General features: G+C 69.0%; 16 protein-coding genes. 4 read left to right on the top strand and 12 right to left on the bottom strand.

The genetic code is table 11. The features are described from left to right. The 3 genes from ACFV2O_RS07120 to ACFV2O_RS07110 all read right to left on the bottom strand — a co-directional run. The coding region (locus ACFV2O_RS07120; protein WP_379250812.1) for an rRNA adenine N-6-methyltransferase family protein at nucleotides 1–247 on the bottom strand (247 nt) is incomplete at its 3' end. A gap of 52 nt (nucleotides 248–299) precedes the next feature. After that, the gene (locus tag ACFV2O_RS07115) at nucleotides 300–1,427 is read right to left on the bottom strand and encodes a transglycosylase family protein (RefSeq protein ID WP_379250810.1); all 1,128 of its coding nucleotides are present in this window, start codon (nucleotides 1,425–1,427) and stop codon (nucleotides 300–302) included. Nucleotides 1,428–1,633: 206 nt separating this feature from the next. Beyond that, nucleotides 1,634–2,461 (bottom strand): TatD family hydrolase, encoded by an 828-nt coding sequence (locus ACFV2O_RS07110; RefSeq protein WP_364428885.1) that lies wholly within the window; start codon nucleotides 2,459–2,461, stop codon nucleotides 1,634–1,636. 71 nt (nucleotides 2,462–2,532) lie between these two features. On the opposite strand from ACFV2O_RS07110, the gene metG reads away from it, so the two are divergent. Together metG and ACFV2O_RS07100 are read left to right on the top strand one after the other, a co-directional pair. Further along, nucleotides 2,533–4,119, top strand: coding sequence for a methionine--tRNA ligase (gene metG, locus ACFV2O_RS07105; RefSeq protein WP_379250808.1), 1,587 nt, complete (start codon nucleotides 2,533–2,535; stop codon nucleotides 4,117–4,119). A gap of 211 nt (nucleotides 4,120–4,330) precedes the next feature. Continuing rightward, nucleotides 4,331–4,999, top strand: a complete 669-nt coding sequence (locus ACFV2O_RS07100; RefSeq protein WP_355074553.1) for a TetR/AcrR family transcriptional regulator — start codon at nucleotides 4,331–4,333, stop codon at nucleotides 4,997–4,999. A 131-nt stretch (nucleotides 5,000–5,130) separates the two neighbouring features. On the opposite strand, the gene ACFV2O_RS07095 is transcribed toward ACFV2O_RS07100, so the two are convergent. Then, on the bottom strand, nucleotides 5,131–5,883 hold the full coding sequence (locus ACFV2O_RS07095; RefSeq protein WP_379250806.1) for an isocitrate lyase/phosphoenolpyruvate mutase family protein: 753 nt from the start codon (nucleotides 5,881–5,883) through the stop codon (nucleotides 5,131–5,133). 78 nt (nucleotides 5,884–5,961) lie between these two features. Continuing rightward, a complete protein-coding gene (gene rsmI / locus ACFV2O_RS07090; RefSeq protein WP_379250804.1) occupies nucleotides 5,962–6,810 on the bottom strand; it encodes a 16S rRNA (cytidine(1402)-2'-O)-methyltransferase in 849 nt (282 codons plus the stop codon). Between the two features lie 349 nt (nucleotides 6,811–7,159). Here rsmI and ACFV2O_RS07085 point away from each other — a divergent pair, with 349 nt between their 5' ends. After that, nucleotides 7,160–8,776, top strand: coding sequence for a dolichyl-phosphate-mannose--protein mannosyltransferase (locus tag ACFV2O_RS07085; protein WP_379250856.1), 1,617 nt, complete (start codon nucleotides 7,160–7,162; stop codon nucleotides 8,774–8,776). 4 nt (nucleotides 8,777–8,780) lie between these two features. On the opposite strand, the gene ACFV2O_RS07080 is transcribed toward ACFV2O_RS07085, so the two are convergent. Both ACFV2O_RS07080 and arcA read right to left on the bottom strand, forming a co-directional pair. Further along, nucleotides 8,781–9,140: a GntR family transcriptional regulator gene (locus ACFV2O_RS07080; protein WP_379250802.1), complete on the bottom strand. Its 360-nt coding sequence runs from the start codon at nucleotides 9,138–9,140 to the stop codon at nucleotides 8,781–8,783. Between the two features lie 8 nt (nucleotides 9,141–9,148). Next, a complete protein-coding gene (gene arcA / locus ACFV2O_RS07075) occupies nucleotides 9,149–10,405 on the bottom strand; it encodes an arginine deiminase (RefSeq protein WP_379250800.1) in 1,257 nt (418 codons plus the stop codon). A 136-nt stretch (nucleotides 10,406–10,541) separates the two neighbouring features. Between arcA and soxR the strand changes: the two genes are divergently transcribed. Next, the gene (gene soxR / locus ACFV2O_RS07070) at nucleotides 10,542–11,030 is read left to right on the top strand and encodes a redox-sensitive transcriptional activator SoxR (protein WP_067795363.1); all 489 of its coding nucleotides are present in this window, start codon (nucleotides 10,542–10,544) and stop codon (nucleotides 11,028–11,030) included. On the opposite strand, the gene ACFV2O_RS07065 is transcribed toward soxR, so the two are convergent. The 5 genes from ACFV2O_RS07065 to ACFV2O_RS07045 form a co-directional block, all read right to left on the bottom strand. Continuing rightward, entirely contained in the window at nucleotides 10,999–11,889 is an 891-nt protein-coding gene (locus ACFV2O_RS07065; RefSeq protein WP_379250798.1) for an SDR family oxidoreductase, read from the bottom strand. The two genes, soxR and ACFV2O_RS07065, sit on opposite strands and share 32 nt — an antisense overlap. 64 nt (nucleotides 11,890–11,953) lie before the next feature. Continuing rightward, the gene (locus ACFV2O_RS07060; RefSeq protein ID WP_379250796.1) at nucleotides 11,954–13,081 is read right to left on the bottom strand and encodes a glycosyltransferase; all 1,128 of its coding nucleotides are present in this window, start codon (nucleotides 13,079–13,081) and stop codon (nucleotides 11,954–11,956) included. A 93-nt stretch (nucleotides 13,082–13,174) separates the two neighbouring features. After that, nucleotides 13,175–14,992: an EAL domain-containing protein gene (locus ACFV2O_RS07055; protein WP_355075033.1), complete on the bottom strand. Its 1,818-nt coding sequence runs from the start codon at nucleotides 14,990–14,992 to the stop codon at nucleotides 13,175–13,177. Nucleotides 14,993–15,059: 67 nt separating this feature from the next. Further along, nucleotides 15,060–17,195 carry an Rv1355c family protein gene (locus tag ACFV2O_RS07050; protein WP_379250794.1) on the bottom strand — a complete coding sequence of 712 codons (2,136 nt, stop codon included), beginning with the start codon at nucleotides 17,193–17,195 and terminating at the stop codon, nucleotides 15,060–15,062. Continuing rightward, nucleotides 17,185–17,958 carry a hypothetical protein gene (locus ACFV2O_RS07045; RefSeq protein ID WP_379250792.1) on the bottom strand — a complete coding sequence of 258 codons (774 nt, stop codon included), beginning with the start codon at nucleotides 17,956–17,958 and terminating at the stop codon, nucleotides 17,185–17,187. The genes ACFV2O_RS07050 and ACFV2O_RS07045 overlap by 11 nt, the downstream gene beginning before the upstream one ends. Between the last annotated feature and the right edge of the window lie 207 nt (nucleotides 17,959–18,165).

The following is an 18,165-nucleotide window of genomic DNA, read 5'->3' as shown; positions in this document are numbered from 1 at the left end:
CCACCGAGTCCACCACGTCCAGCAGCGCGAGGGTCAGCGAACCGAGACCGGGCCCGACCTCGAGCACCACGTCCCCGCGCCCCACCCCGGCGGCCGCGACGATCCGCCGCACCGTGTTCGCGTCGTGCACGAAGTTCTGCCCGAGCTGCTTGGTCGGCCGCACCCCGAACCGCTCGGCGAGCACCCGCACTTCGGCGGGCCCGAGCAGCGCCGCACTCCCGCGGGCGGAAATATCAGGTTCGGACACCTCGAGAATCTATCAACCGGCATACCCGGCCGGCCGCGACGTCTCCCCCGCGTCAGCTGATGCCGAGGCGACCGGTGCAAGCGGGCCAGGCGCCCCAACCCTGCCGCTGCCGGGTGATCTCCGCGATGGCGATCTGTTCTTCCCTGGTGGCCAGGTCCGCGCGGGGGGCGTACCGCAGCCCGCCCTGCCGCTCCCAAGTGCCTTGGTCGAACTGCACACCGCCGAAGTAGCCGTTGCCGGTGTTGATCGACCAGTTGCCGGTCGACTCACAGCGGGCCAGCGCGTCCCAGATCGCGCCGTCGCGCACCGGGGGCACCTCGGTGCCAGGCTTGGCGCCCTTGCGGACGGTCTTCGGCTTCGCCGCCACGGTGACGGTCGAAGCGACCGGTTTACGGTCCACTTCCTGGCCGTTGACCATGGTGACCGCGAAGGTGACGTTCTGCACGCCGGGAGCGCCGGGCGACTCAACCACCGTGCGGCTCATGTTCATCTCCGGGTCTTCGATGACGTTCTCCGGCGGGTCCAGCGGCATCGTCTCGGTCTGCTGTTCGACCCGCTTGCGCGTCACGGTGACGTGCAAGCCGTTCGTCAGGGGCGTGGCCGCGGCCGGTTCGACGGAGTCCTGCTCGAGCAGCGGGATGCCGGCGACCTCGAGGAATTTGCCGACGGTGGGCGCGGCGGCGCGCACGTCCACCGGATTGCCGATGCCGTCGACCAACGAGACCACGCGCGGAGTCGCGATGGTCAGCGTCCCGCCCTGCAGCGGGAGCCGCTCGTCGCGGGCGGGCGAGACGTACACCTCTTTCGGGATCTTCAGCTGTTCGAGCGCCTCCCCCGCGGTCACCCCGGTGGTCCAGACCTTCTGCGTCATACCGTCGACCGACAGGTCGACCTCTTTCGCGCGGTTGAGCGTGATGGTCGCGCCGTCGGCGATGTGCGCGGCCAGTGCGGGCGCCACCTTGTCCCGGTCGGTCACCGCGAAGCCCGCGGCCTTCAACACGCCGCGCACGTCGCGCGACATCGTGGTCTGGAAGAGCTTCTCGCCGTCCACGACGACGGTCACCGTCTTGCGATTCACGATCGCGAGACCGGCGCCGACGATCAGCGTCAGCAGCAGCGCGCCGACCGCGATGTACAGCAGCGGCGAACGCGACTGGTTGATCCGCATGAAGGGGGACATGGTCACAGCACGATAACGAGGGGGCAGGGCGCCGACAACAGCAAGCTCCGGAACAGGGCCTTTTCAATATCACGATCGAATATCGACCCCGCAGGTAAATCACAAAACGGAACGCCGAAAGTGACATAGGACACATTTCGCATACAGCGATGTATTCCGGGCACCCGTGATGCCCTCGGGTACGCGCCCCTTGGCGGGCGCCCCGCTCAGATCCGGTAGACGCGACGCGCGTTGGCGGTGGTGATCTCGGCCAGTTCCAGCGGATCCTGCTCGCGCACCTCGGCCAGTGCCCGCACGGTGTACGGCAGGCAATACGGCTCGTTCGGCGCTCCGCGGAACGGATGCGGGGTCAGATACGGCGCGTCCGTCTCGACCAGGATCTGGTCGTCGGGCACCACCTTCGCCGCCTCGCGCAGTTCGTGCGCGTTCTTGAAGCTCACCGTCCCGGAGAAGCTCAGGATGTAGCCCTCGGCCACGCACGACAGGGCCATGTTCGTGTCCGAGGAGAAGCAGTGGAAGATCACCCGCTCCGGCGGACCCTCGTCCAGCAGCACGGTCAGCAGGTCGTGGTCGGCCTCGCGGTTGTGGATCATCAGCGGCTTGCGCACCCGCTTGGCCAGGTCGATGTGCCAGCGGAAGCCCTCGATCTGGGTCTCGACGTCGGCGCAGCCGTCCAGCTTGCCCGGCCAGTAGTAGTCCAGGCCGGTCTCGCCGACAGCGACCACCCTCGGGTCGTCGGCCAAGCGCTCCAGCTCGGCCTTCGCCTCGTCGTCGAGCGCGTTCGCCCTGGTCGGATGCAGCGCGACGGCGGCGAACACACGATCGTCCCAGTGCGCGGCCCGCACCGCCCACCGCGCGGCGTCCAGATCGTCGGCGACGGTGACCACCCGGCCGACCCCGACCGAGGCGGCCCGGTCGACGATCGCGACGGTCGACGCCGCGTCGGTCGCGCCGCAGGCGTCCAGGTGGGTGTGCGCGTCCACGATCGGCGACAGCGGCTCGGGCAGCTCCGGCGCGGAACGCTTCGCGCTCATCGGCGGCCACCCCGCGGCGCGGACGCGGCGACCCGCGAATCGGCGAGGGGCATATTCACGCGAGCGGAAGAATGCACGCGCATTACAGTAGACACACCATGAGCGAAGTCGACCGCCCCGCCTTCTACATCACCACGGCCATCGCCTATCCGAACGGCGCGCCGCATATCGGGCATGCGTACGAGTACATCTCGGCCGACGCCATCGCCCGCTTCAAGCGCCTCGACGGCTACGACGTCTTCTTCATGACCGGCACCGACGAGCACGGCCAGAAGATGCAGCAGGCCGCGGCCGCCGAGGGCATCCCGGTGGAAGAGCTCGCGGCCCGCAACTCCGACGTGTTCGAGGCGCTGGACAAGACGCTCGACATCTCCTTCGACCGGTTCATCCGCACCACCGACGCCGACCACCAGGCCGCCAGCGTCGCCATCTGGGAGCGGATGCTGGCCAACGGCGACATCTACCTCGGCAACTACTCCGGTTGGTACTCGGTGCGGGACGAGGCGTTCTACACCGACGAGGAGACCACGGTGCTGGAGGACGGCACCCGCATCTCCAGCGACTCCAAGACGCCGGTCACCTGGACCGAGGAGTCGAACTACTTCTTCCGGCTGTCGGCCTACCAGGACAAGTTGCTGGCGCTCTACGACGAGCATCCGGAGTTCATCGCGCCGGCGACCCGGCGCAACGAGATCGTCAGCTACGTCAAGGCGGGTCTGAAGGACCTGTCCATCTCGCGCACCACCTTCGACTGGGGCGTGCCGGTGCCCGACCATCCCGACCACGTCATGTACGTGTGGGTGGACGCGCTCACCAACTACCTCACCGGCGTCGGCTTCCCGGACACCTCCTCCGCCGCCTTCGGCAAGTATTGGCCCGCCGACGTGCACATCATCGGCAAGGACATCACGCGCTTCCACACGGTGTACTGGCCCGCGTTCCTGCTCTCGGCCGGAGTGGAGCTGCCGAAACGCGTATTCGTGCACGGGTTCCTGTACAACAAGGGCGAGAAGATGTCCAAGTCGGTCGGCAACGTGGTCGACCCGCTGGAGCTGGTCGACAACTACGGCTTGGACGCGGTGCGGTTCTTCCTGCTGCGTGAGATCTCCTACGGCCAAGACGGCAGCTACAGCCACGAGGCCATCGTGAGCCGGATCAACAGCGACCTGGCCAACGAGTTCGGCAACCTGGTGCAGCGCAGCACCAAACTGGTCGCGCGCGACTGCGGCGGCGTGGTGCCGACACCCGGCGAGTTCACCGACGACGACCGCGCCCTGCTGGATCTGGCGGGCGGTCTGCTGGAGCGCTGCCGGGCCGAATTCGACGCCCAGCAGATGCATCTGGCGCTGGAGGCGATCTGGCTGACCCTGGGCGAGACGAACCGGTACTTCTCCGCGCAGGCGCCGTGGGCGCTGGCGAAGTCGGGCACCCCGGAGGATCTCGCTCGCGAGGCCACCGTGCTGTACGTGACGTTGGAGGTGCTGCGCATCGTCGCGATCCTGGTCCAGCCGGTGCTGCCGGGGTCGGCGGGCCGCATCCTCGACCAGCTGGGGCAGCGGAGCCGGACGTTCGCGGACATCGCGACGCCGATCGAGCCCGGGTTGGCGTTGCCCGCGCCGGAACCGGTGTTCCCGAAGTACGTCGAACCGAAGGACTGACCGGCTCCGGCCTGCCGTAACGGTAAGGCGCACAACACTTTAGCGGTGTTCCACGGCGACATGCCCACGAGTGGATCCACCTGCCTTCCCGCCATGGAATGCGTTGTCGGATAATGAAACACCGGTTCGCGGCCTGGCGACGCCCCGGACCGTGTGCGATCGGTACGACGACGTTCCGTTCGGAATCGGTTCCGGCACAGAGAGGGCACACATGGGCCAGCAGCACGCGACGGCATCCGTTCACCGGTCCGGTTTCGCCGAGCGGCATCGGGCGGCACGCGAAGCCGTGCTCACGTCGCAGCGCGGCAGGCTGGTCGAGGCGATGGTGGAGTCCGTCGACAACAAGGGATACCCGGCCACCACCCTCACCGACATCGTTGCCAGGGCCAGGGTTTCGCGGACGACCTTCTACGACCACTTCGCGAACAAAGAGGAGTGCTTCGCCGAGGCGGTGCACACCGGCGTCGACATCATGGCGACCCGGATCGTGGACGAACTCGCCCAGTTGCCGCCGGACGCCGACGCCTACGCGAAGATCGAGTCCATCGTGGTCACCTTCTGCCAGACCGTCGCCACCGAGCCCGATTTCGCCCGATTGGTGCTCGTGGAGTCGTTCAAGGTGAACCAGGAGGCCGTCGGCTACCGCGACTTGGCCGTCGACCGGTTCGCCCAGCTGTACCGGGTGTTCTACGACCAGGCGCGGGCGGCGGACCCGACGCTCCCCGAACTGTCCGACGGGCTGATCGCCCTGATCCCGGACGCGATCGGCGAGCGCACGCGGCGGGTCATCGTCTCGGACGGACCCGCGCGCGTGCCGGATCTGGCGCCGCTGTTCGTCCAGTTCGTCATGAGCGCCCTGGGGCTTCCGGTTCCCTCCTGAAGGCACGGCGACCGTCACCGGGATGGCGTCTTCGCGCTACCCGACGCACCGCCGCCCCACCGGTCACCCGGTGGGGCTCGGGCGCCGTCGTCGCGGCGAACGGATACCGCTCACACAGCTGTTCCGCCGTGTCACTTCCAGCGGTCGAGCAGGGTATTGATCTCCTTGGTCAGCGCGGCCTGCAGGAACGGACCGAAGGTGATCCGCGCGACGCCCTGGTCGGCGAGGGCGGCCTTGTCGGCCTGATCCGGGAGGACGGTCGCGCTGATCGGCAGCGGCAGCTCGCCGGTCAGGCGGCGCATGTCGGCGTCGGCGTGGCGGCCCACCGGGAACAGCACGTCCGCACCCGCCTCGGCGGCCAGCCGCAGCCGCTCGATGGCGCGGTCCACCCGGTCGGCCTCGTCTCCGTCCTGGCGCAGGAGCAGGTCGGTGCGCGCGTTGATCACCAGGTGCACACCCGTCGCGTCGGCGGCCTTGCGCAGTCCGTGCACGAGGTCGGCGTGTTCCTGGCCCGTGCGCAGGCGCTTGCCCTCGCTGTGCACGGTGTCCTCGATGTTCAGTCCGATCGCCCCTGCCTCGAGCAGGCCCTCGACCAGCCGCGCGGGCTCCTGTCCGTAGCCGGACTCGATGTCGACCGACACCGGGACGTCCACCGCCGCCGTGATCTGCCGTACCCGGGTCAGCGACTCGTCGAACGTCATCCCTTCCCCGTCCGAGCGGCCGATCGAATCGGCCAGCGGATGACTGCCCACCGTCAAGGCCGGAAAGCCCGCCGCCACGGCGACTTTCGCGGACCAGGCATCCCACACCGTCGGGAAGACGCCCGGATCACCCGGCACGTGCAACCCGAGAAACGTCGTGGCCTTGCTCTCCAGAGAAGTCATACCGATGATCATGCCCGCCACCCAGCTTCGGGTCGACCACCCGCGCGGAGCGAACCGCACAGCCGAAGCCGCGGTCGGCTAGGAAGTGCGGCGCGCGGCGAGAACCGCGTCGTAGAGCTCGCGACGCGACACGGCGTGGGCGGCGGCGACCTCGGCGCAGGCGTCTTTGAGGCGCAGGCCCGCCGCGGTTCGGGATTCCACGGCGTCCACCAGGTCCGCTGGATCGGCGGCGGCGGGCTGGGCGCCCGCGAGCACCACGGTGATCTCGCCGCGTGCGCCATCGACGGCCCACTCGGCCAGTTCGGCCAGGGTCCCCCGGATCACTTCCTCGTAGGTCTTGGTCAGCTCCCGGCAGACGGCGGCGCGGCGGTCCGGGCCGAGGATCTCGACCGCGTCGGCCAGGCAGTCGGCGAGCCGATGCGGGGCCTCGAAGAAGACGCAGGCGCGTGGTTCGGTGGCCAAGGTGCGCAACCATTCCCGGCGCTGGCCGGATTTGCGCGGCGGGAATCCGTCGAAGCAGAACCGTTCCACCGGCAGGGCCGACAGTGCCAGCGCCGTGGTCACCGCCGAGGGACCGGGCAGGCAGGTCACCGGCAGATCCCGCTCGACGCACGCCGCCACCATGCGGTAGCCGGGATCGCTCACCGACGGCATGCCCGCGTCGGTCACCAGCAGCACCGTACGGCCGTCGGCGATCTCGTCGAGCAGCATCGGAATCCGGGCGGTCTCGACGTGATCGTAGAAACTGACCACCCGGCCGGAGATCTCGACGCCGAGCGCCTTGGCCAGGGCCCTGGTGCGGCGGGTGTCTTCGGCGGCGACGACATCGGCCGTCGCCAGCGCTTCGCGCAGGCGCTGCGAGGCATCACCGACATCACCCATCGGCGTGGCCGCGAGCACCAGCCCGCCCGCCGTCTCGTAAGCCACCGCACTCCTGTCCGCATCACGTATCCGGCGACAACCGCCAACCCGCAGCCTATCCACCGACGCCACCGGCCCCAGCAGATACCGGCGGCAACCACGTTCGGCCGCACCGGCAGAAGCAATCCCGCACGCCTTCGAGACAAATCTCACTCACGCCGGGAGCCGACCGCGAATCCGCCGGGCCCGTTCTCGACACGTACAGCCGATCTCGTGAGCACATGGGTAACTCACCGGGTACGCCCAAACTACAGCGGCACTCACGCAGGACCTGAACGCGAATCCCGAACCACCCAACTAGTACGGCCTGAAGACCCGGAGAGGCGGGAAAGCATACGATCGGGGCGTGACCCAGGTGACCGGCCAGCGCGCGACCGCACGGTTCGGAACCGTGCCATCCTGGTCGAGCCCGGGGCCGCTGCGGCCGCCACGCGACTTCGGGCCGACCGACCGCGCGCGCGGCTGGCTGGTGACCGCGTTCCTCACCGCGATCGCGGCGGTGACGCGCTTCACCATGCTCAACTACCCGACCGACGCGGGCACCCCCGTATTCGACGAGAAGCACTACGCCCCGCAGGCTTGGCAGATGCTCACCGGCGGCTGGGTGGAGGACAACCCCGGCTACGGGCTGGTGGTGCATCCCCCGGTCGGCAAGCAGTTCATCGCGATCGGCGAGGCGATGTTCGGCTACAACGGCTGGGGCTGGCGCTTCACCGCCGCGCTCGCCGGGACGGTGCTGGTGCTGCTGGTGATCCGGATCACCCGGCGGATGACACGCTCCACCCTGATCGGCGCGATCGCGGGCATCCTGCTGATCGCCGACGGGCTGACCTTCGTCTCCTCGCGCATCGGCATGCTCGACATCTTCATGGCGTTGTTCGTCACCGCCGCCTTCGGCTGCCTGATCGTCGACCGCGACGAGGTGCGCGCTCGGTGCGCGCGTGCCGACGCGGAGGGCCGGATCGGCGTGACCGACTGGGGACCGCGCCTCGGGGTGCGCTGGTGGCGCTTCGGCGCGGGCCTGCTGCTCGGGCTGGCCTGCGGAACCAAATGGTCCGGCATCTATTTCATCGCCGCCTTCGGCTTGATGAGCGTCTACTTCGACCTCTCGGCGCGGCGGCTCTACGGGGTACGCCGTCCGTGGCTCGGGGTCGCGCTGCGGGACATCGGGCCCGCGCTGTACGCGCTGGTGCTCGTGCCGCTCGGCATCTATCTGGCCAGTTACTGGGCCTGGTTCGCGAGTGAGACCGGCGTGTACCGGTACATGCCCGGCAATCCGTCCGCGCCGACGGACCCGATCGGCACCGGAGGATTCTGGTCGCATGTGGTGCCGGGCGCGCTGCGTTCGCTCTGGTACTTCAACGCCAGGTCGCTGGAATTCCACACCGAACTGACCAATTCGGCGGGCAACCATCACCCTTGGGAATCCAAGCCGTGGACCTGGCCCATGGGCCTGCGCCCGATGCTGTACTACTACGCCGACAGCGGCGTCACCGGTTGCGGGCAGACCCAGTGCGTGAAGGCCGTGATGCTGATCGGCACGCCCGCCATTTGGTGGGTGGCTTTTCCGGTGCTGGCCTGGATGCTGTGGCGCGCGGTGGTCCGTCGCGACTGGCGCCACGGCGCGGTGCTGGTGGGCTACGGCGCCGCGCTGCTGCCCTGGTTCGCCACCCTCGACCGGCAGATGTACTACTTCTACGCCGTCCCGATGGCCCCGTTCCTGGTGATGGGCGTGGCGCTGGTACTCGGCGACGTGCTGGGCCCCGCGCACCCCAGCACCATCCCGCGCAGCCCCGCCGGGATCTACCTGCCCACCCCGCCGAACGAACGGCGCAGCCTCGGACTACTCGCGATCTGCCTCTACCTGGGCCTGGTGATCGCCAACTTCATCTGGCTGTGGCCGATTCTCACCGCGCTACCGATCACCCCGGGCAACTGGCACGACCACCTCTGGCTCCCCAGCTGGAGATAAGAGGTCAGGCCTCGAGTGCCGCCTGCACATAGCGCAGGGCGGTGGCGTCGTCCAAGCCCAATCTGCGCACCGTCGCGACGTAGGCGGTGGCCGCGCGGCCTGCCACGTCGCGGGTCGGGTCTCCCGAGGAGGCGATGAACGAGCCCTGCCTGCCCCGGGTTTCGACCACGCCGTCCGCCTCCAGCTCGCGGTAGGCGCGTGCCACCGTGTTGGGGGCGAGGCCGAGTTGAGCCGCAAGGGCGCGGACGGTCGGAATCTTGGTTCCGGCGGTCAGTTCGCCGGAACGCACCTGGGCGATGACGCCGAGGCGTAGCTGCTCGTAGGGCGGCACAGTCGAGTCGTGCGAGACGGTGATGGTGAACATGCCCGCGCTCACAACTCGTCGCGGGACAACGGGCAGGACAGACAACGCGGGCCGCCGCGGCCGGAGCCGAGTTCGGAGCCGGGGATGCGCAGCACCTCGATGCCTTCGTCCTCCAGCCTGGCGTTGGTCATCTCGTTGCGCTCGTAGGCGACCACCACGCCGGGCGCGAGCGCGAGGGTGTTGTTGCCGTCGTCCCACTGTTCTCGTTCGGCGGTGACACCGTCCAGTCCCGTGTCGATCACCCGCAGCTTGCCGATGCCCATCGCCTCGGCGGCCGCGGGCAGGAACGGGTCGGGACCGCTGATGCCGACCCGGCCGCTGCCGAGCCGTCCGCCGTAGTCGTCGGCCTTGCGGATGGTGAAGGCGCACAGCGATTCGCGCACCGCCGGATACATCACGACGGCGTCCGCGTCGACCATGGTGCACACCGTGTCCAGGTGCATCGTCGCGCGGGTTTGCGCGATCGGCACGACGAGCACGGTATGAGCGAGGTCATCGTCGAACAGGCTGCGCGCCAAGGCTTCCGCGCCGGCGGGCGAGGTGCGCTCGCCGACGCCCACCGCGACCACGCCCTCCGAAAGCAGCAGCACGTCGCCCCCTTCGATCGGCGCGGTGTGCGATTCGTACGCCCGGCGCACCCCGAGGAAACGCGGATGGAACGCGTAGATGAGATCGGTCAGCGAGGTCTCCCGGCTGCGGGCGGGCAGCGCGAGGGAGGTGATCGCCACGCGCGGACCGACCCAGAACGAGGAATCCCTGGTGAACAGCAGATTGGGCAGCGGATCGATGACGAAGTCGCCGCCGTGGTGCATGCGGCGCACCAGCGAGGTGGCGTCGGGCCCGAACGGCAACTCGTCGAAGGTCATCCCCGCCATGAGGATGTCGGCCAGTTCCCCGGCGGGCACGCCGCGCAGAAAGGCGGCCAGTTCGTCGGCCAGCGTGTGTCCGAGCCTGCGCGCGTCGACGGCGGCCGAGATGCCCTGGATCCGGGCGGCGCCGCTGACCTGGATGGTCTCGGCGAGCAGGTCCGACAGCAGCAGCACCTCGGTGCCGCGGTCACGCAGGACTTCGGCGAACGCGTCGTGCTCCTGCTGCGCGCGCTCCACCCACGGGATGCCGTCGAACAACAGCTGATCGTTGTTGCGCGGGGTCAGCCTGCGCAGCTCGTTGCCCGGCCGGTGCAGCAGCACCGTACGCAGCGTGCCGACTTCGGACGTCACGGCCAAACGCGCACCCTCCCGCGCGGACACAGCATCTGCTCCCATGATCGAACCGTAGTGCGCCGCGGCCGGAAGAGCACGGAAATCCCGGCTTCGGCGTGCGGATCGGTGCGCGATCGCCGAATCCGGTCCCAGCACACCCTAACCTCAAGTATTGTTGAGGTGATTGGGAGGAGCGTGCATGTCGACAGCAGCCGATTGGCGGGCGAAGGAGCTGACCCCCGGGCAGCTCTCCGAGCGTAGTGGAGTCGCGGTCTCCGCGTTGCACTTCTACGAACGCGAAGGGCTCATCACGAGCAGACGCACCAGCGGGAATCAGCGCAGATATGCCCGCGAGACCTTGCGCCGCGTCGCGTTCATCCGCATCTCCCAGCGCGTCGGCATACCGCTGAGCGAGATCAGGGCGGCCCTCGATCAACTACCGGAAGGCCGCACGCCCACCCGGCGCGATTGGGAGACCTTGTCCACCACGTGGCGCGCCGACCTGGACGACCGGATCACCCAGCTGATCCGATTGCGCGACAGCCTCACCGGCTGCATCGGCTGCGGCTGCCTGTCCCTCGGCACCTGCCGCTTGGTCAACGAGCACGACCGGCTCGGCGCCGAAGGTCCCGGCGCGCGCGTGCTCGACGTGCAGCTCAATTGCCCGTCGAAGCCAGCAGCCTGCTGAACCGGGCGCTGGTGCGCCGCATCGCGAACTCGTAGGGAAAGGCGAACTTGCGCTTCCACCAATAACCGAAGCGGATGTCGAACGAGCTGTAGATCAGGAACCGGTTGCGTTCGATCCCGCGCAGGATCGCCCTCGCCACCCGCTCCGGCGGCACCGCGTGCTCGGTGAACGCGGCGGTGAGCCGCTTGATCTTCGGGTCCTCTTTGTTCACTCCGACCAGCTCGACGCTGCGCACCAGCGGCGTGTTCACCGCGCCGGGCGCCACCAGATGCACCGTGATGCCGTGTTGCGCCAGATCCACCCGCAACACCTCGGATACGCCGCGGATGCCGAATTTGCCCGCGCTGTAAGCCGCGTGCCAGGGCAGCGCGAGCAGGCCCGCCGCCGACGACACGTTCACCAGCGCACCGCCCTTGCCCGCGCGCACCATGGGCGGCACGAAGGTCTCGATGACGTGGATCGGCCCCATCAGGTTGACCTCCACCATGCGCCGCCAGTGCTGGTGCTCCAGGTTCTCCACGGTCCCCCAGACCGACGTGCCCGCGATGTTCATGACGACGTCCAGGCTGCCGAGTTCGGCGTGCGCCCGGTCGGCGAAGGCGCGCACCGCGTCGTAGTCGGTGATGTCCAGCGCTTGCGCCAGAGCCACACGTCCGCCCGCGGCGCGGATGTCCGTCACCGTGGCGTCCAGGCCCTCGGCATTGATGTCGGTGAGCACCAGTTCGGCGCCGTCCGCGGCGGCGGCCAGCGCGGTGGACCGGCCGATACCGCTCGCCGCGCCCGTGACCAGAACCTTCGCATCGCGCACCGTCGTTCGACCCGCTCGCCCGCGACCTCTACCCAGCACTGCGCATCCCATCTCGAATCGCCGAATCGGTTCCCCGCAGGGTAGTCCCGGTCGGCGGCCGCCGACCGGGACGCCGCTAACGACCCAGAACCGCGAGCATGCCCGCGACGGCTCGCGGCCAGGTGAATTGCTCGGCCCGGCTGCGCGCGGCGCTGCGCCTGCGGGCCTGCGGCATGGCCAGCACGTCGCTGACCGCCCGCGCGAACGCGGACGGATGGTCGGCGGCCACCGCGCCGCAGTCGGCGGTCACGATGTCGGCCAGCGCGGAGGATCGACTCGCCACCACGGGCGTGCCCGCCGCGAGCGCTTCCAGCGCCGCGAGGCCGAAAGTCTCGTGCGGACCGGGCGCCAGCGAGACATCCGCCGTGGCGAGCAGTTTGGCGACCATCGCGCGCTCGGCGATGAAGCCGGTGAAGTGCACGGCGGGCACCCCGCCAGGCAGCGGGGCCAGCGTGCGGGCCCGCCGCTGCAACGCGTCGCGGCGCGGGCCGTCCCCGGCGACGACCAATCGCGCCTCGATACCCGCCTCCCGCAACGCGCCGACCGCCTCGATGCTGCGATCCACCCGCTTCTCGACCGACAACCGGCCGCAGTGCACCAGCAGCGGATGACCCGGCACCCCCAGATCGGCGCGCAGCCTGCGATCGCGCCGGTGCGGGTTGAACAGATCGAGATCGACGCCGAGCGGTACCAGCTCCACGTTCCGCGCGTCGATGCGCAGGAACTCCTCGCGAGCGAAGCTGGTGGTGCACACGACGATGTCGTAGTCGGTGGCGGTGTGCCGGTTGGCCACGTCGGCGCAGCGCCGCGCCACCGGGCCGGGCAGCACCTGCCCCAGCAGCCGGTCGAGCCGCTCGTGCGAGATCATCACGCCTGCCACGTCGCGCCGCCGCGCCCAGCGGCCGAATCCGCGCAGCGTCAGCCGGTCGGAGACCTCCAGCACGTCGGGCCGCAATCCGTCCAGGACGTCGGCCACCGGGCGTGGATCCGCGGCACGGTAACCCCCGGTCCACGGAATGGCCAACGCGGGCAGTGTGATCCGTACGACGCCGGTGGGCAGGATCTCCTCGGACCGGCGCGGGCCCGGCACGATCAGCACCACGTCGTGTCCCGCGGCGACGTAACCCTCGCCCAGATGGTGCAGCGCCGTGCGCAGCCCACCCGACCGCGGGCCGTAGAAGTTCGCAAGCTGAACTATGCGCACGTGGCCGATCGTGCAGCGGATCGGGTTACCCGCGCCCAACGGTGCGTGAACGGCCGTGAAAGAACCGGATAACCGGCGGCTGTCGCGGTGATCTCAGTGCGCGGGCAGCCCGCGCCCGGCCCGCGGAAGATCTAGATCAAGCGGGATCCGGCCCGCGGTGAGGTGCGTCTCGACCTGCTCGGCGGGCATCGGCTTCGCGATCAGAAAACCTTGCGCGCGGTAGCAGCCGAGGCCGACCAAGGTGCGCGCGGCGACCGCCGTCTCGACGCCTTCCCCGACGACGCCCAGGCCGAACGAGCCTGCCAGGCCGATGATGGATTTCACGATGGCCAGATCGTCGGTGCTGGCGCCGAGCCGCTGCACGAAACCCCGATCGATCTTCACCGCGTCCACCGGCAGCGCCTTCAGATGCGACAGCGAGCTGTAGCCGGTGCCGAAATCGTCGATGGCGATCTGCACGCCCATCCGCTTGAGTCCGCGCAGCGTGACCTGGGTCCGGGCCAGGTCCTGGACCACGACGTGCTCGGTGATCTCCAGGCACACCGAGCTGCCGTCGATGCCGAACAGGCGCAGGATGTCCTCGATGCGCTCGACGAAATCGAGGCTCACCAACTGCACCGGCGACACGTTGATCCGCATCACGACGTTGCCCGCCAGACCGCGCCTGCGCCATTCGGCGAATTGCGCGCACGCCGACCGGATCACCCAGCGGCCCAGTTCGCCGGCCAGGTTGGTGGCCTCGGCGACGGTGACGAACGCGGCGGGCGGCAGCAATCCCCTGGTCGGGTGCAGCCAGCGAACCAGCGCCTCCAACGCGACGATGCGGCCGGTGCGCAGATCCACCTCGGGTTGGTAGTGCAGCAGCAGCGAGCCGTCCGACACCGCGCCGCGCAGGTTGAGCTCCACGTCGTCCTGGAGTTCGAATTGCGCGCGCATGGTGTCGGTGAACACCGCGACGCCGTTGCCGCCGCCCGATTTCGCCGACAACAACGCGTGATCGGCGCGGCGCAGCACGTCGGCGACCGTCGTCTCACCGGGGAAGCCGAGCGCGACGCCGACGCTGGCGCCCCGGCTGACCGACTCGCCGCCGACGGTGACGCGCCGCGCGATCAACTGCTGGATGCGGTTCGCCTCGTACTCGGCGGCCACCGCGTCCATCGGCTTGGCGGGAACGATGACGAATTCGTCGCCGCCCAGTCGGGCGATCATGTCGTTCGGGTCCAGGTTCTCCCGCAGGCGCGTCGACAAGGTGCGGATGAAGTTGTCCCCTGCGGTGTGACCGAGGAAATCGTTGAGTGCTTTCAAGCGGTCCAGGTCGAGGAAGAAAGCGGCCACCGGGCCGGGGCTTCCCGCGCGTAATCGCTCCTCCATGTGCTCGAGCAGCGCGCGCCGGTTGGCCAGACCGGTCAAGTCGTCGTGCAGCGCGATGTATCGGAGACGTTCCTCCGCGACCACCCGCGCTTGCAGTTGCGCGAACAGCGCCGCGATGGCTTTGAGCACGTTGAGTTCGCGATTGCTCCACTCCCGATCGCCCGACTTGACGAACCCGAGCACACCGGTCGGCTCGCCACGCGACATCAGCGGTACCGCCGCCGAGGTCACCCCGACGATGCCGGAACCACGGCGCACGGTCTCCTGGTAGTCGGCGAATTCCGGGGTCGGGCGCGCGACCATCGGCTCGGTCGCGTTCTCCAGTGCGCGGAACACCGGGTCGGCGCCGTCGAAGTAGATCACGCCGAGCGGATCGGGGTCCGGAATGTTCTGCCGGTGCGGCCACTCGGCGATGAGCACGGTTGCCCGGCGTTCGCGGTCGGTGTGCCGCACGTAGCTGAAATCCACGTCGAAGTACTCGACCAGTTGCGCGAGCACGCGTTCGGTGGCGGCGACCATGGTCGTGGCGTCCACACCCATGAGCTCAGAGGCGACCTGGGTCACCAACGAGTCGAGTGTCCGCCGTGGCACATTGTCTCCGATCGCGCTAACTACTGGTGTCCACACCGAGCACCGGACGCCGCCTGCTGCGTACGGTGGCGGCGGAGGCGTAGCTCAGGCGAAGCACCAACGCCATGGTCTCATGCTCAGGCACTTCCAGCAGGTCCAGGAAACGGCCCTGAAGTGACGTTAGTGTATCCGTGAAGTCGGGGGAAATCGCTGCAAGTTCCGCATGGCGTCGGGCGTAGAGGTATACCGGGGAAATCGGCTGCACGCACAATCCGAGGCGCTCGGCCCGCACCCAAACCCGCGCGACCGCCGCGCCCGCCGCCGCGTAGTCGGTCAATCGAGGGTCGGCCGCGTCGAATGTCACGGCCAGAATGGCGGAGCTGGACCGCACCCGGTCACCGGTGTATTTCCCCAGCGCCGCTCCACCCGACCAGGACCGCAACTGCGCCATGACGTCGGCGCGGGTGGTGATCTGGAATGCCGCCCATTCGTCGTCGGTCAGTTCCAGGCTGCGCGCATCGATTCCGGTCTCCGGCGTGTCGTCCGCCCAACGGACTTCGGCGAGCATTTCCTCGTATAAGCGGGGCGTGAGATAGCGGACCCGATCGGAATCCCCCAGCAACCTCGCAGCTTCCTCAATGTCCTCCCGTTCCACGACGGCGCGCACATGCGCACCGGCCGATTCGGCGGCCGCCGTGAGCGCGGCGAGTACGCCGTCTGCCAGCGGGGCCCCGGTGCCGACCCTGCGGTTGGTCTCGCGTCGCAGGACGGCGGGATAGTCGGCCGCCAGCTCGGCACTGCGATCGTTCCCCAGCCGCAAGCTGGCGACGAGACGACCGGACCCCGGCGCTCCTTCGACGAACTCGTGCGGGCCGAGGATTCCGTGCGCGGCCGCGGCGACCCGCGCGTTGTAGACGGCCGCGCCGAGTGCGACGGCGCTGCCGCGATAGCCGATGTCCATTGCCGTGCTGCACTCGGGCGCCAGCTCGATGGCGATGTGCTCCGCGCCGGCCCGCAACGACCAAGGCTGCATGTTTCCCCCGGATGGAGCCCGTTGCGCGCAGGCGAGGACGCTTTCGATGGGCCCGGTAACGGGCTCGGGCGGCGCATCGGCCCACACCGGCTCGTCGTTCGGCGGCGGGTCGGCCAGCTCGTCGAGATGCCGTTCCACATCGATCCGGACGCGACCGGAATCCAGCTTCAGCCCCAGTCCGATGCGCCGCACGGCGGCGGCCACGCTCGCGGCGCCGAGGCCGACGTCACCGGCCAGCTGCGGCCAGCTGTTCACCGTCTCGCCGACTTCGACCAGGCTCGCGCCCAGCCGCGGCGACAGCCCGGAGGCGCCGAGCAGCTTCACCACGTACGGCGCCTTCTCCCGCGAGGTCAGCCCCCGCAAATCCCGGGCGCTGACCTCGCCGAGCAATCCGTGGAACGCGGGACGGCGGGCTTCGAGATCGAAACGCTCGACGTCCAGCAAACCACGGTCACTGGTTTCCATCAGTACGGGAATGCGATGCCGGGCCGCCGCCTCGCGAATCACGAGTTTCATATCGAGCGAATCGCATTCCTCGACCACGATCGCGAGTCCGTCCAGGAATTCGTCCACCGAATTCTCGTCGACCCCGGTCGCGAAGATCTGCACCGGGAGATAAGGGTCCAACTCGGCGATACGGCGTGCGGTTACCACCGCTTTGTTGACGCCGATGTCGAACAGCGTCCCTGCGACCCGGTTGAGATTCGACAACTCGATATCGTCCAGGTCCGCCAAGCGCAATCCGCCGCAAACGCCCTCCATGGCGAGCAGATGCGCGATCGCGTGCCCGGCGCTTTGTCCCACGATCCCGATCGTGCGTTCGGCCAGAAGGTCCTGTTCGGCTCTGGTCAGTTTGTTCCGATTACGATCCAGCCGGATCATCCGGAAAGTACGCGGCCCCGGCAATCCGACCACCGCGGCGCGCCACGGATAGTAGATCCAGCGATCCGCTTCGGGCCCCTCCGGAATATCGGGCGCGGCAACCATTCTGCCGTATTCGGCGCGCAACGACGCACGCAGATCGAGGATTTCGATGCACGGGTCGGCGCGCAGGGCGGCGAGTATCCGCGCGTCCTCCGGATCGGCGGGGTCGATGATCAGCGGCCGGTGGTCCGCCGCTCGGCTCCGGTCATCGCCCATGTCCGCGCCGGCCCTCCGTCGGCCGCCCGATCCCGCATCGCACATCGGGCGTACGCGCGGTCGACAGGCCGAGCGCGTCCTGTTCGCGCTGGGTCAGGGATCGCTGCGCTTCCTCAGCCGAGGCGGCATAGCTCCGGGTATCCCACCACAGCGGAACGGTTCGGTAGCGCTCGTCCGGATACGGCACCGCGGGAATGCGCTCGGCCGCAACCGCACCGCACGCCTCGTGGCGGGCCACGGTGAAGGAGGCCACCGTCGCGAAGCCGTAGCGGGCGCCGAGCAGGCGCGCGCCGTGCAGCACGGTGCGCGAGATCGCCGCGCCGAGTTCGCCCCGGTTGGCGGCATCGCGAGCGACCCACGCGCCTTTGGCCTCGATCACGCCCTGCGGTATCCGGTCGGCGATCATCTGCCGCAAGTCGTCCGCGCCCGGCTGACCGGCCCATTCGACCAGCGCGTGCGCCTGCCGCGCGTCGGTGTACGGACCTTGCATCCGCACCCCGGCGACCATGTCGCCGTCGGCGTCGAGCGCGGCGAAGAACAGCGCCGAGGACGCACCGTCGGCGACCGTTTCGTATTCGAGCGCGTGTTCGACTCCGAAATGCCGGTAAACGGCATACGCCCCGTGCAGATACCGGTCCCAGAGTTCCGGCTGCACGCCCGGTTCGGAGACAAAGAACGCACACTCGGATTGCGCGTCGTAATACCGTCGTACTCCCCGCCCACGGGAGTTCCTCGGCACGACTGCAATCAGATCCACAGTCATGTTGTTCCTACTCCATCGCCGCGCTGCCATGCGCGATAGTCCAGCCCGATGCAGCCCTCCGCGGCCCCGAGCCGAGACGAAGTTGCCCAGGGCAGTATCCGTCATCGGACAGGAATTGACCAGCCGTCCGGTTAATCTTCCGAAAACTCTGTGGTACACGCCATATTTCCGCAGGTCAGAACCGGCGTATTCGAAATCGGAAATAAC

Source organism: Nocardia sp. NPDC059691, from assembly GCF_042733915.1.
In the GTDB taxonomy this organism is placed as follows: Bacteria; Actinomycetota; Actinomycetes; order Mycobacteriales; family Mycobacteriaceae; genus Nocardia; species Nocardia sichangensis.
Note: the sequence above shows the minus strand (reverse complement) of the source record. Positions and strands in the feature narration are given on the sequence as shown.